Here is a 22978-nt window from a genome sequence, read left to right on the forward strand (position 1 = left end):
GCGCGCCGCGCGGGGCTGGCCGGGGGCCGCGGCGCGGCCGTCGTCGCGCTCCTCGTGCTGTGCGCGGCGAGCATCGCGCTCGGCTCGCGTGCGATCTCGGTCGATTCCCTTCTCGGGCTGCTCGATGCGACTGCCCCCGTATCGACGGATGTCACCGTCATCCGGGACATGCGCGTCCCGCGTACGCTCCTCGGCCTCGCCGCAGGGGCCGCGCTCGGGCTCGGCGGCGTGCTGCTGCAGGGCGTCGCCCGCAATCCGCTCGCCGACCCTGGCATCATGGGCATCAACGCGGGTGCCGCTGCCGCCATCGTCATCGTCATCGTGGGGTTCGGCGCCCAGGCAGCCGAGGGCTACGTCTGGTTCGCGTTCCTCGGTGCGGGCATCGCCACCATGCTCGTCTACGCGATCGCCGCCGTCGGACGCGACGGCGCGACGCCCGTGAAACTGGCTCTCTCCGGCGCCGCCGCCACCGCCTGCTTCACCTCCATCACGTCGGCGCTCGTGCTCTCGAACGTCGACGCGCTGAACGAGCTCCGCGTCTGGCAGGTCGGCGCGCTGTCCGGGCGCTACTGGCCGGTCCTCGAGCAACTCGCGCCGTTCTTCGTCTTCGGCATCGTCGCCGCGCTCGCGACCGGCCGCCCCCTCAACACGCTCGCCATGGGCGACGAGCTCGCGCACTCGCTCGGAATGCGAGTGGCACGCACCCGCGTCATCGTCTTCCTCATCGTGACCGTGCTGTGCGGCGTCGCCACGGCCGCATGCGGGCCGATCGTCTTCCTCGGCCTCATGGTGCCGCATCTCGCCCGGCTCATCTGCGGACCCGACTACCGCTGGATCCTCGCCTACTCCCTGCTCCTTGGCCCGATCGTCCTGCTGGCCTGCGACCTCCTCGGTCGCCTCGTCGCCGCCCCCGGCGAGGTCCCGGTGGGCGTCGTGCTCGGCATCGTCGGCGCGCCGGTATTCATCGCCCTCGTCCGCTACCGACGTGCGGTGGAGCTGTGATGACCACGCTGACGCGCGTCGCCGCGCCGACGGATTCGGGCCGGGGTGCCTGGGCTGCCGGGCACCGCGCCGAGCGCGCGCGCGTGGTGCTCATCTGCAGCGTGCTCGCCGCCCTCGCACTCGCTCTGTTCATGGTGTCGATGATGCTCGGCAGCTACTTTCTCAACCTGTGGCAGGTCGTCACGGGCGCGCTGGGAGTCTCGACCGAGCCGTCCGCCGTCTTCGTGGTGCGCGAGCTGCGCCTGCCGCGAGCCCTCGCCGCGATCCTGGTCGGCTTCGCGCTGGGCGTCTCCGGCACGTTGTTCCAGCGCCTCCTGGGCAACCCCCTCGCCTCGCCCGACATCCTCGGCGTCTCCTCCGGCGCCGGGGCGGCGGCCGTCGCGGGCATCGTCTTCTTCGGCCTCGCCGGGCTCTCCCTCGCTGCGGTCGCCGTTGTCGGCGCCACTGCCACGGCTGCTGCGATGATGCTCATCGCCGCACGCGGCGGCCTCTCGGGCTACCGGTTCATCCTCGTCGGCATCGGGCTCGCGGCGATGCTGGGCTCGGCCGGCTCGTGGATCCTCTCGCGGGCCGAGGTCGCCGACGCCCGCGAGGCGACGACGTGGCTGATCGGCTCCGTCGGCATGGCAGAACCGGCCGAGCTCACGGTGCTCGCGATCGGCATCGCCGCGCTGCTGCCGTGCGTCTCGCTCCTCACTCGCCGGCTGCGGGCGCTCGAGCTCGGCGACGACTCGGCGCGATCGCTCGGGGCGTCGCCGATGCGCGACCGGATCATCGTGATGAGCGCGGCGAGCGTGCTGGTGGCGCTCGCCACTGCGGCATCCGGGCCGATCGCGTTCGTCGCACTCATGGCGGGCCCGATCGCGGCCGCCGCCATCGGACGCGGGCAGAGCGTCATCGCATCGGGGCTCGTGGGGGTCCTCATCGTGCAAGTCGCCGACATCGCGGCCCAGCATGCGCTGCCGGTGCCGCTCTCGACGGGCGTCGTGACCGGGTTCATCGGGGCGCCCTACATCGTCTGGCTGATCGTCGGCGGCAATCGGAAGGAGACCGCGGGATGACCCGGGACCACACCCTCGAGATCGATCACCTCTCGCTCGGCTACGGCGAGCGCACCGTGGTCGATGACGTCTCCACGATCATCCCGCCGGGCCGGATCACGGCCATCATCGGCGCCAACGCCTCAGGGAAGTCCACGCTGCTCCGTGGCGTCGCGCGACTGCTGCAGCCGCGCATGGGCGCGGTACTGCTCGACGGCTCCCCGATCACCGACCTCTCGCCGAACGCGGCGGCCCGGGTGATCGGCCTGCTCCCCCAGTCGCCGTCAGCTCCCGACGGCATCACGGTCGGCGACCTCGTCGGGAGGGGACGGTACCCGCACCAGGGCTGGTTCCGTCGTTGGAGCGCCGACGACGAGCGCGCGGTCGACCGTGCCCTCGCCGCGACCGGCACGAGCGACCTGGTAGGACGACGCCTCGCCGAACTCTCGGGCGGCCAGCGCCAACGTGCCTGGATCGCCATGGCCCTGGCGCAGGAGACCGACGTGCTGCTGCTCGACGAGCCGACCACGTTCCTCGACCTGAACCACCAGGTGGAGGTACTCGACCTGCTGGTCGACCTGAATCACGAACACGGCACGACGATCGTGATGGTGCTCCACGAGCTCAACCTGGCGTGCCGGTACGCCGATCACCTGATCGCCATGCAGCGCGGCCGAGTCGCAGTCGAAGGTCGACCTGCGGACGTGGTCGACGCGGCCATGATCGAGGAGGTCTTCGAACTGCCGTGCGAGGTCGTCGTCGATCCGCGCAGCGGCACACCCCTTGTCGTGCCCCTCGGGCGCCACCGCGTCTCGAGCTGACGCTGTGGCCTGGGCCTGGCCTCGACGAACGCGCACTGGGTTCGAGAGGTTCGGAGGAATGGCCGACCCCGATGACGGCCGCAGGCACCGTGGACATTCGATCAGCCCGCGGATGAGAGACTGCTGGGGTTCCTTCAACGACCCATTGGGAGATCATGACCGACAAACGACCAGACCTGAGCGGCGACTGGGATCTGGACCCCACCCACACTCGCATCGGCTTCTCGGCCAAACACGCCATGGTGGCGAATGTCCGCGGTGCCTTCAACGACGTGACCGGCAGCCTGCACGTAGATTTCGACGACACGACCAAGTCGACTGCCGAGATCGTGCTCAAGGTCGCCAGTGTCGACAGCCGCAACACGCAGCGTGACGACCACTTGCGCAGCGCCGACTTCTTCAACGCGGAGAAGTGGCCCGACATCGTCTTCAAGAGCACCAGGATCGAGGAGGTCGGCGACAACGCCCTCGTGATTTCGGGCGACCTCACGATTCGCGACATCACGAAACCGATCACCATCCCGATCGAGTTCACCGGCGTGGAGACCGACGCCTTCGGCGCACTGCGTGCCGGATTCGAGGGCACGCGGCGCATCGACCGCCGGGAATACGGACTGGAGTGGAACATGGCGCTCGACTCGGGCGGTTGGCTCGTCTCGGAGAAGATCACCCTCGAGTTCGAGATCTCGGCGATCAAGCGCGAGAGTGACGCACAACAGGCCGCTTGAGGCTGGGTCGCGCAGATCGCCGGCCCGGCAGCCGGTGAAATTCGTCAAAGCTGGCATCACCCCGAGCCGGAGTGCCCGCTCGCAGATGTCCTTCGTGCTCTCGGCGCGATCGGCGCCGAGACGTAGATCCGGAGATATTCATGGTCGATTCCCGCAGCGAGCCAGCATGGGCCTGGCCGGATCTGCACGACGCCCAGCGGGCTGTGCTCCTCGAGGTACTCATCAACGGTTCGGCATCGCGCGCTGAGCTTGCTCGCCGCACGGGCTTGTCGCGCACGAGTCTCACCCGCCTCGCTAGAGATCTCGTCGAGCTCGGATTTCTGGCGGAGGGCGAGACGAATGCTCCGAACGGGCGTGGTCGCCCGTCGGAGATCTTGAATCTCGAGCCGAGTGCGGCCCAGTTCGCTGGCGTGAAGCTCACCGGTGAAGCCTTGTACGCGGTGGTCACAGACCTGCAGGCCAACGTCATCGAGCTCGAGGAGCAGTCGCTTGTCTCTCGGTACGCTCCCGACGCGGTCTCCCAGATAGCGGAGATCGTCAGGGGCTTCAGCGCCTCCCACCCTCGATTGGCGTCCGTGGGGGTGTGTCTGGCTGGCGACGTTGAACAGGTGCGCGGGCGCTCGGTCATCGTGGGATCGCACTTCCTCGGGTGGGACAACGTGCCCCTCGAGTCTCTCGTCGAGGCGGAAACCGGCCTACCCATCGCGATGAGCAACGACGTGCAGGCACTCACGGCCGCCCATCATTGGTTCGGAGCGGGGGTTGGGCGCAGGTCCCTCGTGCTCTTCGGCCTGGGCGCAGGCATTGGAGCCGGCATCGTCGTGAATGACGAACTCGTACGCGGCTCGCACGGGCATCCCGGAAAAGTCGGTCATATCCCTGTGCGGCACATCGGTCCGACCTGCGATCGGGGCCACGTCGGGTGTGCTTCCGCCTACGTCACCATCCCTGCAATCCTTCACAACGCGGCCGACACCAGCTTTGAGCGTGTCCTCGAGCGTGCTGCCGCAGGCGACCGAGCAGCGCAGAGTGCGCTCGACGATGCCGGATACGCACTCGGTGTCGTCGTCGCTCAGCTGATGAACGTCATCGATCCTGAGAAGGTGATCGTGACGGGCGAAGGTCTTGCTGTAGCTCGTGCCGGCAAGGCGGCGATGGACATCGCACTTGCCGAACAGCTGGACCCGGCTTTCGAGCGCTCGGAGATCGACGTCCACGACTTCTCCTTCGCCGACTACGCCTGGGCAGCGGCCGTCAGCGCGATTCGCAGGGTCGTCTGACAGCTCGCGTTACGCAAGTTCCACCTTCGAGGAGGGAATTTGTTGCGCACCTTGACATATTGTTTCATGAGGGCACAAAATAAACGCACGCGCGAGAGCGCTTCGACGGACAGGGCAGTCCCTCCTTGGCCCCCGGTCGTTGAATCACCTCATTACCCGCAGCAAATCGGTCGTCACCGCCACTACGAGGAAGTAGGACGCACCCATGAAGCACACCTTCCGCGAAACGCTTCGACACGCTTTCGTAAAACCACACCTGGCCACCAGATCGGCGGCACTGGGAAAACCGTCAGCCACTCACCGAGAGGATGCCGGGCCGATGCGTGTTCCACTGCTCCCCAGTCGCCGTTCTTCAACCCGCCTGACGTCGGCCACGATTGTCGCCCTGCTGGCTGCACCACTGCTCGCGAGCGGATTGGCCGCTCCAACTGCCAGCGCGAACAACGACTATCCGTTCCGCGATCCAGACCTTGCGCTCGACGAGCGCATCGACGATCTCTTGGGTCGGCTGACTCTGGACGAAAAGCTCGGATTCCTGCATCAGTCGCAGATGCCGATTCCTCGGCTTGACGTCCCCTACTTCAAGGCGGGCACCGAGGCATTGCACGGCGTCGCGTGGTCCAACGACCTCGACAACAACTGGGGCCAGGTACTTGCGACGGACGCGACCGTCTTTCCGCAGGCGGTTGGCCTGGCCAGCACCTGGGACACCGACCTCATCAACGACGTGGGATCTGCCGTCGGCGATGAACTCCGCGCCTACAACTCGCTCGACCCGCAGCTCTGGGGTCTGCAGGCGTGGGCGCCCGTGGTCGACCCGCTGCGCGATCCGCGCTGGGGTCGCAATGAAGAGGGCTACTCCGAGGACCCGCTTCTCGCCGGCGAGATTGGCACCGCCTATGGGTCGGGCTTGTCGGGTGACGATCCGCTCTACCTCAAGGTGGCGCCGGTCATCAAGCACTACTTCGGCTACAACAAAGAGGCCGATCGCAGCGTGTCGTCGTCCAACCTGCCGCCACGCATCCGCAAGGAATACTCGCAGGCGCCGTTCCGCAGCGTGATTTCGGCGGATGCGGCGACCGGTGTGATGGCGTCGTACAACCTGGTGAACGGACGGCCGACCCACGTCGATCCGTCGATCGACGAAGACATCCGCTCGTGGACTGACAAAGACCTCTACAACGTCAGCGACGCATGGGGGCCGCACGCGGTGACGCAGGCTCAGTTCTACTTCGACGAAGAGGACGAGGCGTACGCCGCGGTCCTGAAGGCGGGTCTCGACGGGTTCACCGTCGATGAGAGCGACCCGTCGGCGATGAAGGCAACCCTGCACTCCGCGTTGGACAAGGGCTACATCACCGAGGACGACGTGGACACCGCGGTCAGACACGTGCTGTCCATTCGGTTCCGTCTTGGCCACTTCGACCCCGACGGCGGACCGTACGCCGACATCGGCCCCGAGGTCCTGAACAGCGCAGAGCACCAAGCCCTGAACCGCCGGACCGCCGCCGACGCCATGGTGCTGCTGGACAATGGCGCCGAGATCCTGCCGCTCGACCCGGATGAGACGCCGAGCGTCGCAGTCGTCGGGCCGCTGCACGACACGGTGTTCACCGACTTCTACGGCGGCAGCATGCCCTATGAGGTCACGCCCCTCGACGGCATCGCCGACCGGCTTGGCGCGCACGCGGACGTGACCGGAGTGGAAGGACTCGACCGAGTGACGCTCAAGGACTCCGCCACCGGGCGGTACCTCACCGCAACCGGTGCAGATCCCGAAGATCTCGTCGTCGCATCCGACGCCTCGCCATCTGCCGCGTCGCAGTGGGACGTCAACGACTGGATGGCTGACTACTCGACGCTGCGCAACGCCGAGAACGGCAAGTACCTCAGCGGCGCGTTCGGGCCATACACGACGTCGTCGGACGAGCCCTCGGGTTGGTACGTGCAGCAGCAGTTCCGGTTCGAGGAGCAACCGGACGGGACGGTTCTGATCCAATACGTCGGGTACGAAACGAACGAGAGCTGGTGGTGGATTCCCGAGCACTATGTGACCGTCGCGCCCGACGGGAGTGTGGGCACCGGTTCCAAAGCGGATGCGGCTCGCTTCGTGCCTGAGGTTGTGTCGGATGGCGTGGACGCCGCCGTCGACGCCGCGGGCCAAGCCGATGCCGCAGTCGTCGTGGTCGGCAGCCACCCGTTCGTCTACGGCAGGGAGAACCACGACCGCACCGATCTCGCCTTGGGTCGCAGCCAGCAAGAACTCGTCGACGCGGTAACAGCCGCGAATCCCAACACGGTTGTGGTGCTGGAAACCAGCTATCCAACGACGTTCGACAACCAGCCGGAAACGCTGTTGTGGACCACGCACGCCGGGTCCGAGACCGGCAACGCCGTGGCTGACGTGGTCTTCGGCGACGAGAACCCGGCCGGCCGACTGACGCAGACCTGGTATGCCGGCGTTGACGACCTGCCGAGCATCGACGACTTCGACATCGTCAAGAGCGGCTGGACGTACATGTATTACGACGGCGCTCCGCTCTACCCGTTCGGCCACGGGCTGTCGTACAGCACGTTCGACTACTCCAACCTGAAGACATCGGGCACGTCCGTGGGCGGCGACGGTGCGATTCGCGTCAGCGTGGATGTCACCAACACCGGCGACGCCGCAGGCGACGAGGTCGTCCAGCTCTACAGCCGGCAGTTGAGCTCACGCGATGCGACTGCCGATAAGCAGTTGCGGGCATTCGAGCGGATCTCGCTCGCGCCTGGCGAGACGAAGACGGTGCGCCTTGAGCTGGACGCGTCTGATCTTGCCCGCTGGGATGTCACGCGCGATCGCTGGGTGGTCGAATCGTCGGAGTACGAGCTGCTCGTCGGTTCGTCGTCCGCGGACATCCGGCAGCAGGCGACCGTGCGCGTGAAGGGCGAGACGATTCCGGCACGCAACCTGTCGAAGCCGACTCGTGCGGAGAATTTCGACGACTACGCCGGCGTCCTCCTGGTCGACGAGAGCAAGGAACGTGGCACCGCTGTCTCAGCCGAAGGTGATGGCTGGATCAAGTTCGGCGACACCAGGCTGGGCGCGAACGACTCGACGTTCACAGCGCGGGTTTCGAACGCGTCGGGCGAGAACGGTTCGATCCAGATTCGGCTCGGCTCGCCGACAGGAGAGCTGGTCGGTACGGCCGAGGTGACCAGCACGGGCGACGTCTACGAGTACGTGACAACGACCGCGTCGTTGTCGGCGTCTCGAGGCCTCCACGACGTCTATCTCGTGTTCAACGGCGACTTCCGCGTCGCGGACTTCACCATCGGCTGATCTCTGTTCATGAACGCGTATGCTGCGAGACCGTGCGTCATCGCGCACGGTCTCGCAGCACGTACGTTGTACAGCGCCTGGCACGCGTCGACAATCCGGCTGCGGATCCGGGACTTAATAGGTAAGGCGGACGGGTCTTGAACCCGTCATCGATGGACTCCCCCGGGACTACTCCTGGTCGCGCGGAGTCGTTCTGGCGCGCTTCTTGTCATCCGCCTATCGATCACATCTGGCTGGTGTGAGGCGTAGTCCCCCGAATCGGCGCGACTCACCGTCGTCAACCGCCTTGACGATGCCCAGCCGACGCAGGAGATGCACGTCATCGTCTCTGAGCTCACCCGCGGACACCACCCACGCCGAGCAATTGTTCGGTGCCCAAGCGCGCGCCGGGGTCTGAGTGGTCTGCAGTGGCGCTGTCGCCACGATTTGCCGCACTTCCGCCGACAATGCGGATGCCGCGGCCAGACGTTGCCGCACCTCGCTGCCGAATGCCTCGTCGCCCGCGTATCGGGCTACGCCGGCCGCCAGACCCGTCTCGTGTCGCCGTTGCACAACAGCGACCATGTCGCCTGGTTCGGCGTGGGCCAGCAGCTCGCTTGCAAGGCCGGGAAAGTCATCGTGCCGGAAGCCGGCGGATGCCGCCCGCACGTTCGCAGGAATCGTCGATGCCAGGATGCCTGCGAGGAGGACGGCACCGACGAACCGCGCGCCGATACGGTGTCGTACCCAAGCCGCTCCGTCGGGTGCCTCTACTCGCACAAGGCTCGCACCGATCAGCGCGACTCCGATGGTGGATGGTGCGAGGTAACCCGTGCGAAGCACTGGCGAGACGGCGGATACCGCGAGCAGGGTGAGCCACGGCAGAACCGCCACGCCGAATGCGAATGTGAGACGAACGATCGGGTCGATCTGCCTCGCGCGTGCCGCGATCACCAGGGCGGCGCCTGTGCCGAGTGCGATCGCAACGAGGCCGAGAGCGTCGAGGACGTCGAGTGCGAGACGGTCTGGCGACGTCACCAGGTTGCTCAGAATCGCGAGCGCGACCGGGGCTTCGACGGCGGGTATCCAAGAGACTTGACCGGTTTGTGAGCTCGCCCACCACGCGAACGGGCAGATCACGACGGCCGACGCGACCGCAGCAAGCAGACAACTCACTGCCGCCCGTCGGCCTCGCCGCAGAGCGAGCGCGATGACGGGTATCACGGCGAGGAGCGAGAACAGATGCATGACTCCCGCCCCTACCGTTGCCGCCACGAATCCGACCCATGGCACGACCGCGCTCTGTCCTCGCGCCGAGATCGCGATGTCCGCACAGAGAAGCGCAAGGGCGACGCACACAGTAGCGGTGGCCGCTGGACGCGCGGTCGCCGCCAACGCGACCATGAGCGGGTTCGCCGCGAGCAGCGCCGCTGCGGCGGCGCTTGAATGGACACCCCACCACCGCCCAGCGAGCACACCGACGGCCACAGCCGCCACGGCCGTCGCGACCAGCGACGGCAAGCGAATGCCGAGATCGCCGGGCAGCACAGAGGTCACGGCATGCACGAGAAGGTAGTAGGGGGTTGCAACCGCGTCCACCAACGTCACAGCGGTCGCCTGTTCGCCCGGCGACAACGACGCGAACGTCGCGGTGGCCAGTTCGTCCCGCGACAGCGGGAACCCGATCGCGCGAGGAAGGGCGAGCATGACCAAAAGCGCCGCCGGCAATCCAACGGCGAGAAGGCTGGAAATGAGGCGCCCATATCCGGGCATGACCCCACGCTCGGCGAGCCGGGTTTCGAGACACTGAACGACACGTGGAGCCGGCATGACCGTGCGACGAGGAACAGCGGACGCCACACCATGCGGACGTTTCCCCCGGGCCGCTCCGGTTCGGTCGCGTTCTACGCTTACCGAGCCGCCGAGCGGTGCATCCCGATGTAGGGATGAACGTCGGGCACGGTGACGATGGCCGGCTGAGTGACGGCGAAGCCGAACCGCTCGTAGTAGGCGACATTGGCCGGGTCCGAGGTCTGGAGGTAGCACGGCATCCGGTCCTCGTCGGCGCGTCGGAGGACCGGCTCGATGAGCTGCGTCCCGACGCCCCGCCGTTGGCTCCGCGGATGCACGCCCATCGCCTCGAGGTACCAGCAGGGCTCCGACGGGAATGCCCGCTCAAGCGAGGCTCCGACCCTGATGAATCGGCCGAACCATCGAGGGGCCGCCCATCCCACGCGCAGAAGGGCGGGGGTCATCCGAGCTTTCCGCGATGTCGTCAGGGGGAATTCCCCCGGTCCCATCCAAAGTGCGACACCGAGGACGCCGTCGTCGTCGACGGCCGCCAGTGGGTGACCATGGAGCGCCGCGTCGTGGGCCGTGGCGACCATGAACGGCCGAAGCGCTCGCGCCCGCGCTTCCGGGTCGGGAAACATGAAGGCGAAGCCGGGGTAGTTCGAGTGGCTCGCGGTGAACACCTGCCCCGCCGCTGCGGCCCGGGCGGGCTCCAGTCTCTCGATGCGCATGGCACACCACCTCCATCACATTGGATACTAGCACTATCCAATTTCGCGACATGCCGAGGGCGTCCAAGATCGAGCGCTCGCGCTCGGTGCTGCCCGTGGGAGCAGAGCAACAAGCCGGCCGCAGTGATGAAGCATGGCATCCTGCGCCATTACACGAAGGTGTTCACCACGATGCTCGGATCACGAGCAAGCGAGGTCTGGGTACACGCGTACGCCGGCCCTGGCGAGTACGCCAGCGATGCGATCGTAGGTCCCCTATCTGGAGAATGGAGGATCTGGTTCGCTCGAGGCTCGCCAATTTGGACTCGCGAGACTTTAGTCGGCTACTTCCGTACCCATCCGGCCGAAGCCGATGATGGGATCCTCTCGCGGAACTCGTGTTCACCCGAGAACACATCGAATCTCGCATCACCGATGTGGACTTCAGCCGACGAACCGGGCGGTACAAGGACCTTCAGGTGAAGGATGTTGTCGTCGTCGAGCGACCATGCTGAGGATGCGGGGCCGTAGGGCGTCTCTATCACCACCGAAGCGGACCTCAATCCCCCTCCGACTTGTGGGGCGATGCGTAGACGTCGATACCCAGGTTCCATCGGCGCGAGACCAGCGATTCGCTCCTGAAGGAACTGCACCACCGATCCAAGAGCGTAGTGATTGTGGGATTCGTGTGCCTCGCCCTTCTTGTTGTACCCCTCCCAGGTTTCCCAGATGGTGGTCGCGCCGCGTCGAATCTGGGCCAGCCACGACGGTGAGGTCTCTTGGAAGAGCAGCCGAAAGGCCACGTCAGGTCTACCTTCATCGACCAGCGTGGAGAGGAGCATCGGCGTGCTGAGGAACCCGGTGCCCAGGTGATCATCGGCTTTTTCGATCAGTGAGACGAGTCGGGCGAGCGCCCGCGCCCGCTGCTCAGGATTCTCCAACAGGTCGAACGCGAGCGCGCGAACGTAATCGTCCTGCTTGTCATCCGCAATCCTCGATCCTTCCTGGCGCACGAATGCAGCACGCCATGCGCGGCGAACGTTTGCTGAGAGCTCCCGGAACCGCGTTGCGTCTTGATCGTTGCCAAGTGTTTCTGCGATTTTGGAGAGGAGCCTCGTCGAGTTGGCGTAGTAGGCGGTAGCGATTGCCGACCGTGAGAGTACGAAGTTCCGGGCGATCTCAGGCAGCATCTCCGTGTCAGGTCGCAGCCACTCGCCCCAGTGGTAACCCGTATCGAGGATGTAGCGCTCGAGCTGCCCTACGCCGGAGCGCAGGCGCCTCGACCAGCGACGCTTCGTCTCGGCGCGTTTGCAGAGCTGTTCGACCCATGCTCGAGCGCTGGCGTATTGACTCCGGAGTACGGATTCATCGCCGGTATAGCGATAAATGTCCCAGGGCAGCATGACCGCCACATCACCCCATCCGACTGAGGTACTTGCGACGTCGCGAAAGAGGCGGTTGCGGCTATGACCGGGAGAGTCCTCAGCGGGGATGACCGCAGGCACGGTCCCGTCCGGGTTCTGCTCGGCGGCGAGGTTGCGAAGGTATCGCCGTAGGAACGGGCCGGAATCAGCCAGCTGAAGTGCGGTGGGACTGAAGACTTGGACATCCCCAGTCCATCCGCTCCGCTCTCGTGTGGGGCAATCGGTCGCGGTATCTGTGAAGTTCGATCGCATCGACCAGAATGCATTTCGCCACAGCTGCTCGAGTCGCTGATCAGAGGCGTGGAAGCTAGCGATCTGGTCCATCCGCGACGACAATACGATCCCCTCAACATCCGACGACGTCAGGTCGTAGTCGCTCCCGTAGACAGCGACATAGCGGAAACCGTGGATAGTGAACCATGGGGTGTAGTCGATCGGCCTTCCCGACATGATGGCCTCATCGCGCTGGAACCATTGGCCGCCGGGTTTGAGAGTGGCCAGGTAGTTGGTATCCACCTCACCCTCCGGTGTCAGTACTTCGCTGTAGTCCAGCCGGGCCATTCGACCTGCGGGTCCTGACAAACGCACACGGGCCACACCGGCGAAGTTCTGACCGAAATCTATGAGTTGCGCGCCGGACGGGGTGCGCGAAATCTCGCCTCGCAAGGTTTCAACGGACTCCACGCGGGCGGTGTCCTCGGCAATCAACTTGGGCGGCACATGCTCCAGGAGCTTAGGGGCCTTCTCGTTGAGGGCGTTCCCGCCCGGCTTGAGCCAGTCCGAGTCGCTGATGCGGAAATCTACCCGTTCTCCGTACTTTGGGTCGGAGCGCTGAATACGCCCCTCCCCCACGCGCCACGACTCATCGCTGGAGATGGTCACGTGTGAGCCGTCAGCCAACTCGAGCTCAAGTTGAGCCAGCACACCCAGATGGTCCCCATAGTTGGCGCGCCGGTTCCAGATTCCGAGCACGCCTCGGTATCGGCCATCCGCCACTGCGACACCGATCGTGTTGACGCCCTCCCGAAAGTGGTCTGTCACGTCGTAGACCTGATACTCGGCGAATTTATCGAACGGCGTCCACCGGGGCACCAAGGCATGGCCGGTGATGTCACGACCATTGAGGAAGAGCCGGTACCATCCGAGCGCGGACACGTAGGCGCGACCCCGAACCACAGCCGAAGAAAGTTCCGCCTCCCTGCGGAAATAGAGGGTTCGATCGTCTTTGGGCGAAGTGGAAGGAGAGCCGACCCAGTGCGCATTCCATGCTGAGTCGTCCATCCCGGTCTCGAACGTCGCTGGTACGCTCCAAGGCGACCGCTCGCCAGCCTGGTCCCAATATTGTGCTCGCCACCAATACTTCGTTCGTGACTGCAGTCCTTCTCCCGAGTACGGAAACTGAACGGTAGCTCCGGCCTCTTCCTGATCCGAGTCCCAGGCGAGGTCTAGCGCCTCGAAGGCGGGAGCTGTCGCGATCTGCACACGCTTTGCAGATTGCGTCGTATCGGCGCGCCAATTGAAGTGAAGGCTCGAGGCGTCGATGCCGAGGGGCGCTACCCGGCCGTTAGTTCGTAACGCGGTGGGCGCGCCAAGAACCGTCCGCCGGCCGCCGGCGTCGCTGCTCGCACCGTCGGATTGTGCGACGTTCGCTTCAGTCGTGTTCATTGCGCTCAGCTCACCGACGTGTTCGTGGGCGCGTAGGCCGCATCTGGATCGGGCTGACCCTCGATATCCAGGCCGACCCACCATACGTTGGGCTGTCGCTTCTGAGTGACTGTGCTCATCTCTCTTCTCCTTCGAAGATTGGGCTCTGGAACCTTCAGGGATATCGTTCCAGCGACGATTAATTCCCTAGCATACACACTGGTATCGTCGTAACAACGATTAAATTGGGAAGGAGAGGCGCTGGCGAGATGTTGGTGGCCTGCCCGCACGGGGTACTGAACGAACCCATGTCCGCCGCGGGATCGCAAGCGCTCGATCTCATCGAGAACCGTCGCAACAACCGCACGGGTTCGCGCGTCCAGTGGGGGATGAATGAGGCCGCACTTTCGAGTCAAGGTCAGTTCCCACACTCTCTCCGATGAACAGGACTACTACGCCGGAGGAGTGAAGTTGACGCCGGCGAACACGATGAAGAGGAAGGAGTCTTTGTGCCCCGGAACAAGCAGGTCGCGTTCGTCGCACCTTTCAACAAGGCAGCTACCGACCCATTAGTCGAACGTGCTGGTTTCGCAGCGAGCGTGGAGTCACTGGTCGTATGGGCCAATTCGATCCAGCTCCGTCATCGGCTCATGCAAGTCACCGACTTTCCCCTTCCAGATGATTTGCTTGCGTTCCTCGTTCTCAATCAACTCGTGTATCGAGGCGCCAGCAGACCAACCGACATGGCTGAAGCCGTACAGACATCCACGTCCAACATGACGAAGGTTGTGAAGCGACTCGAGGAAGCTGGTCTCGTGTCTCGAGGACCAGACCCCCGAGACGACCGAGCGATAATCATTGCGTTGAGCGACGCCGGCCGAATTGCAGGACACAAGATCGTTGGCGAGCTGGATGGCCTATTCCGATCAATCTTCGAGAGGTGGAGCACCGAGGACCGCATGGAATTTGAACGCCTCGCGATAAAATTCACCCACGACTTGGACTCGGTCTCAGAGCACCAGCTCTCGCAAATTTCGGGCGTGAATTGGGTCGAAGGATCGAGCTAGTCCAGCGACGACCTCAGACGTCTCGGTATAGACCCGCCATTCTCTCCACAGGCTTGAGTCGAAGTGAGGAAGGTAGCGGCGACTACTGCTGATCCTTCGCCTTGGACTCGTTCCGCGACCTAAGTCGCCATCACGGAAACGGCCATCCTCGCCCTGAATGCGGGATCTCGCCCGACCGCGAGCGCCGTTCTCGACAATCGCCGGGGCCCGGTCGATCGCCTCCTTCTGGGTCGAGAAGACATTGGGTGGGCGCTGGGAGTTCTCCTGGGACCTCCGTGTTGGCTCTCGGTCTCACACCCTCGCCGTCTCCTTCGGCGCGACATCGTCCGGCTGCATCTCCTCGAGGAAGGCGTTCGCGCGATCGCGAGTGCGGAACACGATCCACGCAACGCCGAGACCAATTGTCGACACGACCGCGAGGGAGATGAAGAGGTACTGGGCGCCGAGCGCGATGATGAACGGTGCCACGGCTGCTCCGCCCGCCGCAACGAATCGGGCGATCGAGATCACGAACCCCTGAGCGGTGGTGCGCAGCAGCGTCGGGAACTGCTCCTGGGTCCACACCTTCATGATGGACTCGCCCGCGAACGCCATACCAAGAGTCAAGAGTCCGACCGAGACGATGTAGGTGATCGTCGTGAAGCCGAAGATCGCCGGCACCAGCATCGCGGCCAACGTCAACACCGCGCCGATCCGGAAGTACACGAACCGGTAGCGCTTGTCGACGACGCGCATGAACCAGATCGCGCCGAGGAACCCGACCGGGATTACGACTAGTCCGAGGATGGATGCGGTCGAGACATCAGTGCCAGCGACGTTGACGAGCAGGTAGGTGCCGAACTGACCGTAAGTGTTGAAGCCGAGGTTGACGAGCGAGTAGAAGACTGCGAGGGCGAGCACCGGCACGAGGTAGGGGGACCGGAACAGATCGGCCACACGGGCACGATCGGCGCGGATCGTGTCGACCCCGGCCCGGCGCTCTGCGCGTGCGGCGAGCCAGATCGATGACTCCGGAATCGGCAGACGGGCGATGAGTACAACGAGGGCGACCACCGCGATATGTCCGAACAAGATCTGCGCCCCAGCCCTGCCGAGGTTACCGACCACGGCCGCCAGCAGGATGGTTACCACGATGCCGACCAGCCACAGGATGTTCGAGAACACCAAGATCTTGCCGCGATTCTGGTCGGTCGCGGCCTCGGACATCGTGGACAGCGACACCGGCAGGTCGGCGCCTGTGCCGAGCCCGACCAAGCACGCGCCGACGCAGATCAGCACGAAGGAGTCTCCGAATATGAGGATGAGCGCACCGGCGATGATGACGATCATGGTTACCGAGAACACCGGCCGGCGCCCGAAGCGGTCGCCGAGCCTGCCGCCGATGAGAGCCCCGACGGCGATGCCGAGGGTGAGCGTCGCCGAGGCGATCCCGACCTGGGCTGGCTCGAGCCCGAGCACGGCGCTGTAGATGGTGATGAGGATGCCGAAGCTGATGATCGCGGCTGAGTCGATGTACGACGCCATCCCGGTCACGACGCCGACGGCCCACGGACGGGATTGCTTGACTACGTTCATCGAAGACCTCTTCCTTGAAGTCGCGGGGGTCCCCCGCACGAGCCACCAGGATCGCGGCGGCATCAGCGCCACCATGCCTACCATCTGGTTGGTAGGAGCACTCTAAAACGATTCAACACTCGAGCGCAAGTTCGTAGTTCGTAGTTTGCAATTCGTAGTCCGCCGGAAGGCGATCACCTATGGCACGGCCCGCCCGCAGCTGGGCCGGTCAGCGCCGCGCAGGAAGTAGCAGGGCGCGGATAAACGCGACACCGGCATCCAGATCGACGCCGTCATCGAGCAGCCACTGTGTCTCGAGGCCTTCGAATGAGCCGAGCACTACGGCCGCAGCCACTTCCGGATCCCAGTCGCGATCGACTTCGCCTCGCTCCTGTGAGAGGCGAACGGCATCCGTGATCCTCGTGCGAAGTTCACGCTCGCGCTGGTGCACCCACTCGTATGCCGGGTGATCGGGCGAGGTCGCCTCGGCGGTGACGATGTGGCCGAGCTGGATGAGCATCCGGATGCTCTTGAGCTCCGCCATCCTGTTCTCGATGACGTCACAGAGATCCGCAAGCGACATTCCTGGAACGACCAGTTCCCATATGTGGAGCCGGACGTCGCGGCGCTCGAGGAGCGCGAGCAGCAACGCTTCCTTGTTGGGGAAGTAGTGCAGTAGGCCAGCCCGCGTGTAGCCGGCGGCAACGGCAACGTCGTTGAGCGCTCCGCCGAGGTAGCCCTTGCTTGAGAACACCGTCTCGGCTGCGTCGAGTATTCGATCCTCTGCTGCTGCCATGTGCCGATCCTACGCGCCTGGTCGCACTGCGAAGTGGATTGACCAACTGGTCGGTAGGTATAGTGTCGATCAACCCCGTTCAACGATGACCCGCCCCCGTCGGGGTGGTAAGAGGAGGAATTATGTCGGTCTTCCATCCCGATCTGCGCAGTGCCCGCTTCATCCCGCCCATCCCGGCGAAGATGTCCGTCGTCCGCCTCCTGCGCCGCACGCCGAAGCCGAAGCCGGCGCCCCACGACGTCCGGATCGAGGAACTCGACGTGCCCGGCGCCGAGGGCGCCCCGGCCGTTCGGCTCCGCATCTACCGGCCAACGGCGCTCGATGCCGCGGATGCGGCTCCCGCACCCGCGATGCTGTGGATCCACGGCGGCGGGTTCCTCGTCGGCAGCCCCGCCCAGGACGAGGCGTCGAGCATCGCGTTCGCCCGCGCGCTCGGCATGGTCGTGGTCGCCGTCCGGTACCGGCTCGCGCCGGAGCATCCGTCACCCGCCGCTGTGGAGGACGCGTACGCAGCACTCACATGGTTGTTCGAAAACGCCGCCCGGCTCGGCGTCGACGACGAGCGGATCGCGGTCGGCGGCGCCAGCGCCGGCGGCGGACTCGCAGCCTCCCTCGTGCTCTACGCACACGACCGCGGTGAGGTTCGACCCGCTTTCCAGCTGCTCGTCTACCCGATGCTCGACGACCGCACGGTCACCCGGCGCGACCACGACACCCGCAACGTGCGCTTCTGGTCGCCGGCGCAAAACCGCTTCGCCTGGACCTCCTACCTCGGCCGTGAGCCCGGGAGCCCGGATGTCTCGCCCTACGCCGCGGCCGCCCGCCGACAGGACCTCACCGGCCTGCCGGCGGCATGGATCGGCGTCGGCACGCTCGACCTCTTCCACGACGAGGATATCGAGTACACTAGGCGGTTGCGCGAGGCCGGCGTGCCGTGCGACTTCCACGTCGTCGACGGCGCGTTCCACGGCTTCGACGCGATTTACCAGGGCGCGCGAGTGTCACGCGAGTTCCACACCGAGCAGGTTCGGGCGCTTCGCGCGGCGCTCAGCCGCTGAGGCGCGCTCTCACTCGCTGAGGCTGCGGGGGCACGCGCCGAAGGGGCCGGCCCCACATGGCGCCCGCACCGGCTCGTCAAGCCGGACGCCCAGATGCGCAGCCGATTCGATGCAGTCGGGTCCGAGCGGCGGGCCACGAGATCAACTACGCGCCGTAAATACTCGTTGGATAAACGTTGGATAAACGTGAACGTCCCCAGAAAACGCGAATCGACCCCGAGAAACTCCTGCCGTGCTCCGGTCAAGGCTGTAGCCCGGGAAGAGTCGGAAGAGGTACGGCTGCGGGACACCGACACGCATGGGGATGACGCTCTCGCGTATGTCGTGCCTGGTCATCCGGCCCGTGCCGCCATGCCGGCGGGCGCCGGTCAACCCCACCTGAAGCCGACCGGCGGCGCGGCCTGGGATCAGTTCCGTGCTTGAGCTTGCGCAATGTAAACCGATCACTTTACAATGAGTCCTAGGGGGAAACCGGCCGGTTTCCCAGATGGCTTCGGGAGTGCATGGTGACGACAAATCGGCCGGTTGCCCTGGTGACGGGCGCATCCTCCGGCATCGGCAAGGAAACCGCGCTCGCGCTGGTCGCGGCGGGTTTCGAGGTCGCCGGCACGGGCCGCGACGCCTCACGCGTCGCCCCGCTGGGCGGTGTGACGTTCTTCGACCTCGACGTGGTCAGTGACAAATCGGTCACCGCCGCGGTCCAGCAGGTGATCGAGCGGTTCGGGCGGATCGACGTCCTGGTCAACAACGCCGGCATCGGCTCGATAGGTGCGGCCGAGGAAACCTCCGTCGCGCAGGCCCAGGGCGTCTTCGACATCAACGTCTTCGGGGTCATACGCATGGTGAAGGAGGTCCTGCCGCACATGCGCGCCCAGGGACGCGGGCGCATCATCAACCTCTCGTCAGTGCAGGGGTTCATCCCCGCTCCTTACATGGCCGTCTACGGCGCGTCCAAGCATGCGATCGAGGGCTACACCCAGTCCCTGGACCACGAGGTCCGGGAGCACGGCATCCGAGCGCTTATCGTCGAACCCGCCTACACCAGGACCGGATTCGAGGCCAACAGCGCGAAGCCCGATTCGCCTCTGCCGGTCTACGCGGATCAGCGGCACGTCTTCGACCGCCTGATGGCTGAGGCGATCATGGGCGGCGACGACCCCGCCGTGGTCGCCAAAGCGGTCGTCACGGCAGCGACCGACACGAAGCCGAAACTGCGCTACGCCGCCGGCCCCATGGCCGGACGCGCACGCCTACTCCGCTTCGTTCCCGCCTGGGTCCTGGACAAGCAGATCCGCAACATGAACAAGCTCGCCGGCTGACACCCGCCTCCCGCGCATCCCGCCACCCACAAACCCGTTCGCGCCGTTGATACAAGGAGAGACCCGTGTCCGAGACCCTGCACTCCGCTGCAACTACCGTCGCGCGCTGGCGCTCCGCCGAGGAACGCGGTGATGTCGAAGCCGCGGTCGCCTGCCTGAGCCCGGACGTCGTGCTCAGCTCGCCGCTCACCGACCAGTTCCCCTTCGAGGGATCTGACCAGCTGCGCGACTTCCTGACCGTGGCGTTCGCGGCGGTCAAGGACGTCCGTTTCCACACCCAGACCGGCGAGGGCGACACGTACGCCCTGGTCTACCGGGCGCGGGTGGGTTCCCAGTCGTTCGAGGAGGTGCAGATGCTGCGGCTCGACGACCAAGCACGCATTACGGAGATCACGCTCTTCGGGCGTCCGATGCCGGCCCTCACCGCCCTGATGCACCTCATGGGTCCGGCGCTCGCTCGCCAGCAGGGCCGCCGGGGCCTTGCGGCGCTCATGAGCGTCAGCACCGTACCCATTCACGCCATGGTCTCCTCGGGGGACCGCAGCATGGTCGCGAAGACCCGCCCGGCAGCCCGGCGGACCTGAGTGGACCAGGTCCACCGGGACCCGCCTCGCGTCGAAGATGCGGGGGTGATCTTCAGCTGGGGTCAGTTCGGGGCCGGCGGGATGGCCTGGTCGATCAGCATTTCCGCGACTTTGTGGGCGTCGCGGAAGGGCTGGGTGTCATTGAGTGAGGTGGACAGCGCACGGGCTCCGTCGAACAGCAGCGCCAGGCGGCGGGCGAGGGTTTCCGGGTCGGGGGCGCCTGCTTCGCCGGCAAGCCCAGCCAGGCGGTGGGTGAATGCTTGCTTGTGCTGTTGGACCAGTTCCGCCACCTCGGGCATGGTGCCTGCACCCTCGACGACGGCGTTGTGGAACACGCATCCGCGATATACCGCGTCCGGGCTGGTCGGGGGTTCGCGGAACAAGGCGAGCAGGCGTTGACGCGGATCGACGTCGTCGCGGGTCAGTTGCGCCACGGCAGGCACCGGCGGCTCGGCCCTGAAGCGTTCCAGATAGGCGGCGACGATGGCCTCCTTGCTGGGGAAGTGCTGGTATAGGGTGCGGCTGGACACGTGGGCCACCTCAGCGAGCCGGGCGACGCCGGTGGCGTGAATGCCGTCTCGTGAGAACAGTTCCGCCGCGGCGCGCAGGATGCGCTCCCGTGCGCCCCGCCCACCCCGGTGGATCGTCTCGGTGCTGGTCACCACTCAAGTATAGCGGCCGCTTTACTTCGGGTTGAGGGGCAGTCCGTTGCACTCGCCTCGAGAGATGCTGCGGATTATTCAGTGCAGCTTGTGCAGGGCGGGACGACATAGAGCCTCGCCGGGTGATGAAGCGCAGCTGCTCGGTTCGCTCTCAGCAGGCTGGCGGCTAAGGCCGCCGCGAAGCTTCGATCTGCGTCTGGCCGCCACGACCGCGACTCTCCCTCCGTGCTTCGATGTGGCGAGCGCCGGGTGGGCGACACCTAACGAAAGGCGAAGCCCAGTCGAACTCATCGAAGCCGGCTTCGCTACCATGTGGCTCCTGTTTACGGAACGATGACGATCTTTCCCCGGAGTCCTCTGGTGCCCAGTTCGTGGTGTGCACGGGAGGCTTCGGAGAGGGGAATGACACTGCGCACGCGCGCCTGGTACGTACCGTTGCTCGTCCCGGCCAGAAGCGCAGCGAGCAGCCCACTGTCGGCGCGAGCACCCACCGCGGAGGTGGAGATTGCTCGCTCGGGTTCAGGCACCGCAGATGGGGCCACGCCGACGTAAGCTCCTGCGTCTTCGATCGAATCGAGAACGGACTGCCCGATCATGGCAGGATCGACGACCGCGGCGTAGGTCGGCAGCCCGGGAAGTGAGGTGATCAAAGTCGCGCCCGTGGATTCCACGAAGGCACGATCCGTCTCCCGAGCCAGACCCGTCACCGCGAAACCGCGCTGAACGGCCAAAACCAGCGCGAATCCTCCGACAGCGCCGGCCGCTCCCGTAATCAGCAACGACCGACCATCCGCCGTGCCCGCGAGATCGAGCGCTTGACTCGCCGTCAAGGCACTCAACGGCACGGTCGCCGCGTCGATAGCGCTGAGCTCCTGGGGCCGTTCAGCCACCGCATCCTCCGGCAGCAGCACAGCGTCTGCGTAGGTTGCAAGATCCCGGTCCACCACGCCCGTCATCCCCGCGACCGGCATCCCCACGGACAACCGCGTCACTCCCAGGCCGATCGCTTCGATCACACCGGCCACATCCCAGCCGAGCCCGACAGGTGACTTCGTCGCCCACCCCAACCCGTGGTAGAAGCCCTCGCGAGTCTGCGCGTCGACCGGGTTTACACCCGCTGCTTCGACACGCACAAGGACCTCACCCGGACCCGGTGCGGGGGTAGCGACCTCGACGATCCTGATCGCATCCGGATCGCCCGGTACGGTGACAACAGCTGCACGCATGGTGATGAAGCCTTTCCTTCACTCGAGTATTTCGCCGGCCTGAACGCCGACGACTCCTCGAGTGTGCTTCCCGCGCTACCCTATGGGAAGTACGTACCTGAAAGTGCGTAGCTCTCCTGAAGGGACACCCACCGTGACGACTCGCACAGCGGCCGTTGAAAGACGTGCGGCCAAGGAGGCGTATGACGCGTTCCTGTCGAGCTGCCCCAGCAGGCAACTTTTCTCCGCACTGACGGACAAGTGGCTGCTTCTTGTTCTGAACGCTTTGGCAGATGGAGCGAAGCGATACTCCGAACTCAACAGACTGATAGCCGGAGTGAGCCCGAAGATGCTCACACAGACCCTCCGGAGCATGGAACGAAACGGCATCGTCACCCGCACTGTCGAGCCCACCGTCCCAGTAACGGTCACGTACCAGGCAACCGACCTCGGCCGTTCACTTTTCTCGGTGGCGGAACAATTCAAGACATGGGCGGAGACAAACTTCGACGCCGTGAGTGCAGCACGCGAACACTACGACTCAGCCAGGGTCAGCCGCTAAACGAACTCCGGCTCCATCGCCACCGCGGGCCTTGCCATCATCCAGATGTTCGCGATCTTCGCCCACCTCCGCCGCGGCGAAGCCAAGGTAATCGCCTTCACTGCAATCCTCTTCCTGGCCGCCGTGTTCATCGCCGTCTTCCGCTTCACGGGCCTCTGACATCTGTCAGTGCGCCGTACTACTCCGATCATCAGTCTGACGAAGCGGGCGCGTGCGGGTTTTCGTTGCTGCTCGACGGTGCCCGAGCGTCTCGCTGTCCGAGTCCGGCGATCTCTGCGAACGCCGGGCAATCGAGGTGACACCGCATAACACCACGCCCGTCGAGTCGAGACGCGATGAATCGAGTACGCTCGTGCATCCTTGTCACGCACCAGCGACATGGAAGTTTGCGGTCAAAACACCTGATCAAGTGCTAATTGTGGGGCGGACC

General features: G+C 65.4%; 17 protein-coding genes and 2 pseudogenes. 11 read left to right on the forward strand and 8 right to left on the reverse strand.

What is annotated here, in order from left to right:
- The 6 genes from ESP51_RS10135 to ESP51_RS10160 all read left to right on the forward strand — a co-directional run.
- Positions 1–1002: FecCD family ABC transporter permease (locus tag ESP51_RS10135; RefSeq protein WP_338420343.1), on the forward strand; the 1002-nt coding region annotated here is incomplete at its 5' end.
- Complete coding sequence (locus ESP51_RS10140) at positions 1002–2063, forward strand: FecCD family ABC transporter permease (RefSeq protein ID WP_129520790.1); 1062 nt, start codon at positions 1002–1004, stop codon at positions 2061–2063. The genes ESP51_RS10135 and ESP51_RS10140, both read left to right, overlap by 1 nt.
- Positions 2060–2863 (forward strand): ABC transporter ATP-binding protein, encoded by an 804-nt coding sequence (locus ESP51_RS10145; protein WP_129520791.1) that lies wholly within the window; start codon positions 2060–2062, stop codon positions 2861–2863. Before ESP51_RS10140 ends, ESP51_RS10145 begins: the two co-directional genes overlap by 4 nt.
- 155 nt (positions 2864–3018) lie before the next feature.
- Positions 3019–3591 carry a YceI family protein gene (locus ESP51_RS10150; protein WP_129520792.1) on the forward strand — a complete coding sequence of 191 codons (573 nt, stop codon included), beginning with the start codon at positions 3019–3021 and terminating at the stop codon, positions 3589–3591.
- A 140-nt stretch (positions 3592–3731) separates the two neighbouring features.
- Positions 3732–4871: an ROK family transcriptional regulator gene (locus ESP51_RS10155; protein ID WP_129520851.1), complete on the forward strand. Its 1140-nt coding sequence runs from the start codon at positions 3732–3734 to the stop codon at positions 4869–4871.
- Positions 4872–5076: 205 nt separating this feature from the next.
- Complete coding sequence (locus tag ESP51_RS10160) at positions 5077–8193, forward strand: glycoside hydrolase family 3 protein (protein WP_241843101.1); 3117 nt, start codon at positions 5077–5079, stop codon at positions 8191–8193.
- A 216-nt stretch (positions 8194–8409) separates the two neighbouring features.
- On the opposite strand, the gene ESP51_RS10165 is transcribed toward ESP51_RS10160, so the two are convergent.
- The 3 genes from ESP51_RS10165 to ESP51_RS10175 form a co-directional block, all read right to left on the reverse strand.
- The gene (locus ESP51_RS10165; protein ID WP_129520793.1) at positions 8410–9945 is read right to left on the reverse strand and encodes a glycosyltransferase family 39 protein; all 1536 of its coding nucleotides are present in this window, start codon (positions 9943–9945) and stop codon (positions 8410–8412) included.
- Positions 9946–10082: 137 nt separating this feature from the next.
- Positions 10083–10694, reverse strand: a complete 612-nt coding sequence (locus ESP51_RS10170; protein WP_129520794.1) for a GNAT family N-acetyltransferase — start codon at positions 10692–10694, stop codon at positions 10083–10085.
- Positions 10695–11017: 323 nt separating this feature from the next.
- Positions 11018–13762 carry an alpha-L-rhamnosidase gene (locus tag ESP51_RS10175; protein ID WP_164990478.1) on the reverse strand — a complete coding sequence of 915 codons (2745 nt, stop codon included), beginning with the start codon at positions 13760–13762 and terminating at the stop codon, positions 11018–11020.
- A gap of 488 nt (positions 13763–14250) precedes the next feature.
- Between ESP51_RS10175 and ESP51_RS10180 the strand changes: the two genes are divergently transcribed.
- A complete protein-coding gene (locus ESP51_RS10180; protein WP_129520796.1) occupies positions 14251–14808 on the forward strand; it encodes a MarR family winged helix-turn-helix transcriptional regulator in 558 nt (185 codons plus the stop codon).
- Here the strand turns inward: ESP51_RS10180 and ESP51_RS21250 are convergent.
- The 3 genes and pseudogenes from ESP51_RS21250 to ESP51_RS10195 all read right to left on the reverse strand — a co-directional run.
- Positions 14752–15060: pseudogene (locus ESP51_RS21250) on the reverse strand (DUF2188 domain-containing protein); the annotation flags it as partial. The gene ESP51_RS10180 and the pseudogene ESP51_RS21250 overlap by 57 nt on opposite strands.
- Positions 15061–15099: 39 nt before the next feature.
- Positions 15100–16383 carry an MFS transporter gene (locus ESP51_RS10190; protein ID WP_206737272.1) on the reverse strand — a complete coding sequence of 428 codons (1284 nt, stop codon included), beginning with the start codon at positions 16381–16383 and terminating at the stop codon, positions 15100–15102.
- Between the two features lie 208 nt (positions 16384–16591).
- Positions 16592–17158, reverse strand: coding sequence for a TetR/AcrR family transcriptional regulator (locus tag ESP51_RS10195; protein WP_129520797.1), 567 nt, complete (start codon positions 17156–17158; stop codon positions 16592–16594).
- A 122-nt stretch (positions 17159–17280) separates the two neighbouring features.
- Here ESP51_RS10195 and ESP51_RS10200 point away from each other — a divergent pair, with 122 nt between their 5' ends.
- The 3 genes from ESP51_RS10200 to ESP51_RS10210 all read left to right on the forward strand — a co-directional run bounded on the left by ESP51_RS10200 (position 17281) and on the right by ESP51_RS10210 (position 20119).
- Positions 17281–18216, forward strand: a complete 936-nt coding sequence (locus ESP51_RS10200) for an alpha/beta hydrolase (protein WP_129520798.1) — start codon at positions 17281–17283, stop codon at positions 18214–18216.
- Between the two features lie 503 nt (positions 18217–18719).
- Positions 18720–19535: an oxidoreductase gene (locus ESP51_RS10205; RefSeq protein WP_129520799.1), complete on the forward strand. Its 816-nt coding sequence runs from the start codon at positions 18720–18722 to the stop codon at positions 19533–19535.
- Positions 19536–19600: 65 nt separating this feature from the next.
- Entirely contained in the window at positions 19601–20119 is a 519-nt protein-coding gene (locus tag ESP51_RS10210) for a nuclear transport factor 2 family protein (protein ID WP_129520800.1), read from the forward strand.
- A gap of 62 nt (positions 20120–20181) precedes the next feature.
- Here ESP51_RS10210 and ESP51_RS10215 read toward each other — a convergent pair whose 3' ends face one another.
- Entirely contained in the window at positions 20182–20781 is a 600-nt protein-coding gene (locus tag ESP51_RS10215) for a TetR/AcrR family transcriptional regulator (RefSeq protein ID WP_206737273.1), read from the reverse strand.
- An 893-nt stretch (positions 20782–21674) separates the two neighbouring features.
- Positions 21675–22007: pseudogene (locus ESP51_RS21255) on the reverse strand (alcohol dehydrogenase catalytic domain-containing protein); the annotation flags it as partial.
- A gap of 133 nt (positions 22008–22140) precedes the next feature.
- Here ESP51_RS21255 and ESP51_RS10225 point away from each other — a divergent pair.
- Positions 22141–22548 (forward strand): winged helix-turn-helix transcriptional regulator, encoded by a 408-nt coding sequence (locus tag ESP51_RS10225; protein ID WP_129520803.1) that lies wholly within the window; start codon positions 22141–22143, stop codon positions 22546–22548.
- The last annotated feature ends 430 nt before the right edge of the window (positions 22549–22978 follow it).

This window comes from Agromyces albus (assembly GCF_004134825.1).
In the GTDB taxonomy this organism is placed as follows: domain Bacteria; phylum Actinomycetota; class Actinomycetes; order Actinomycetales; family Microbacteriaceae; genus Agromyces; species Agromyces albus.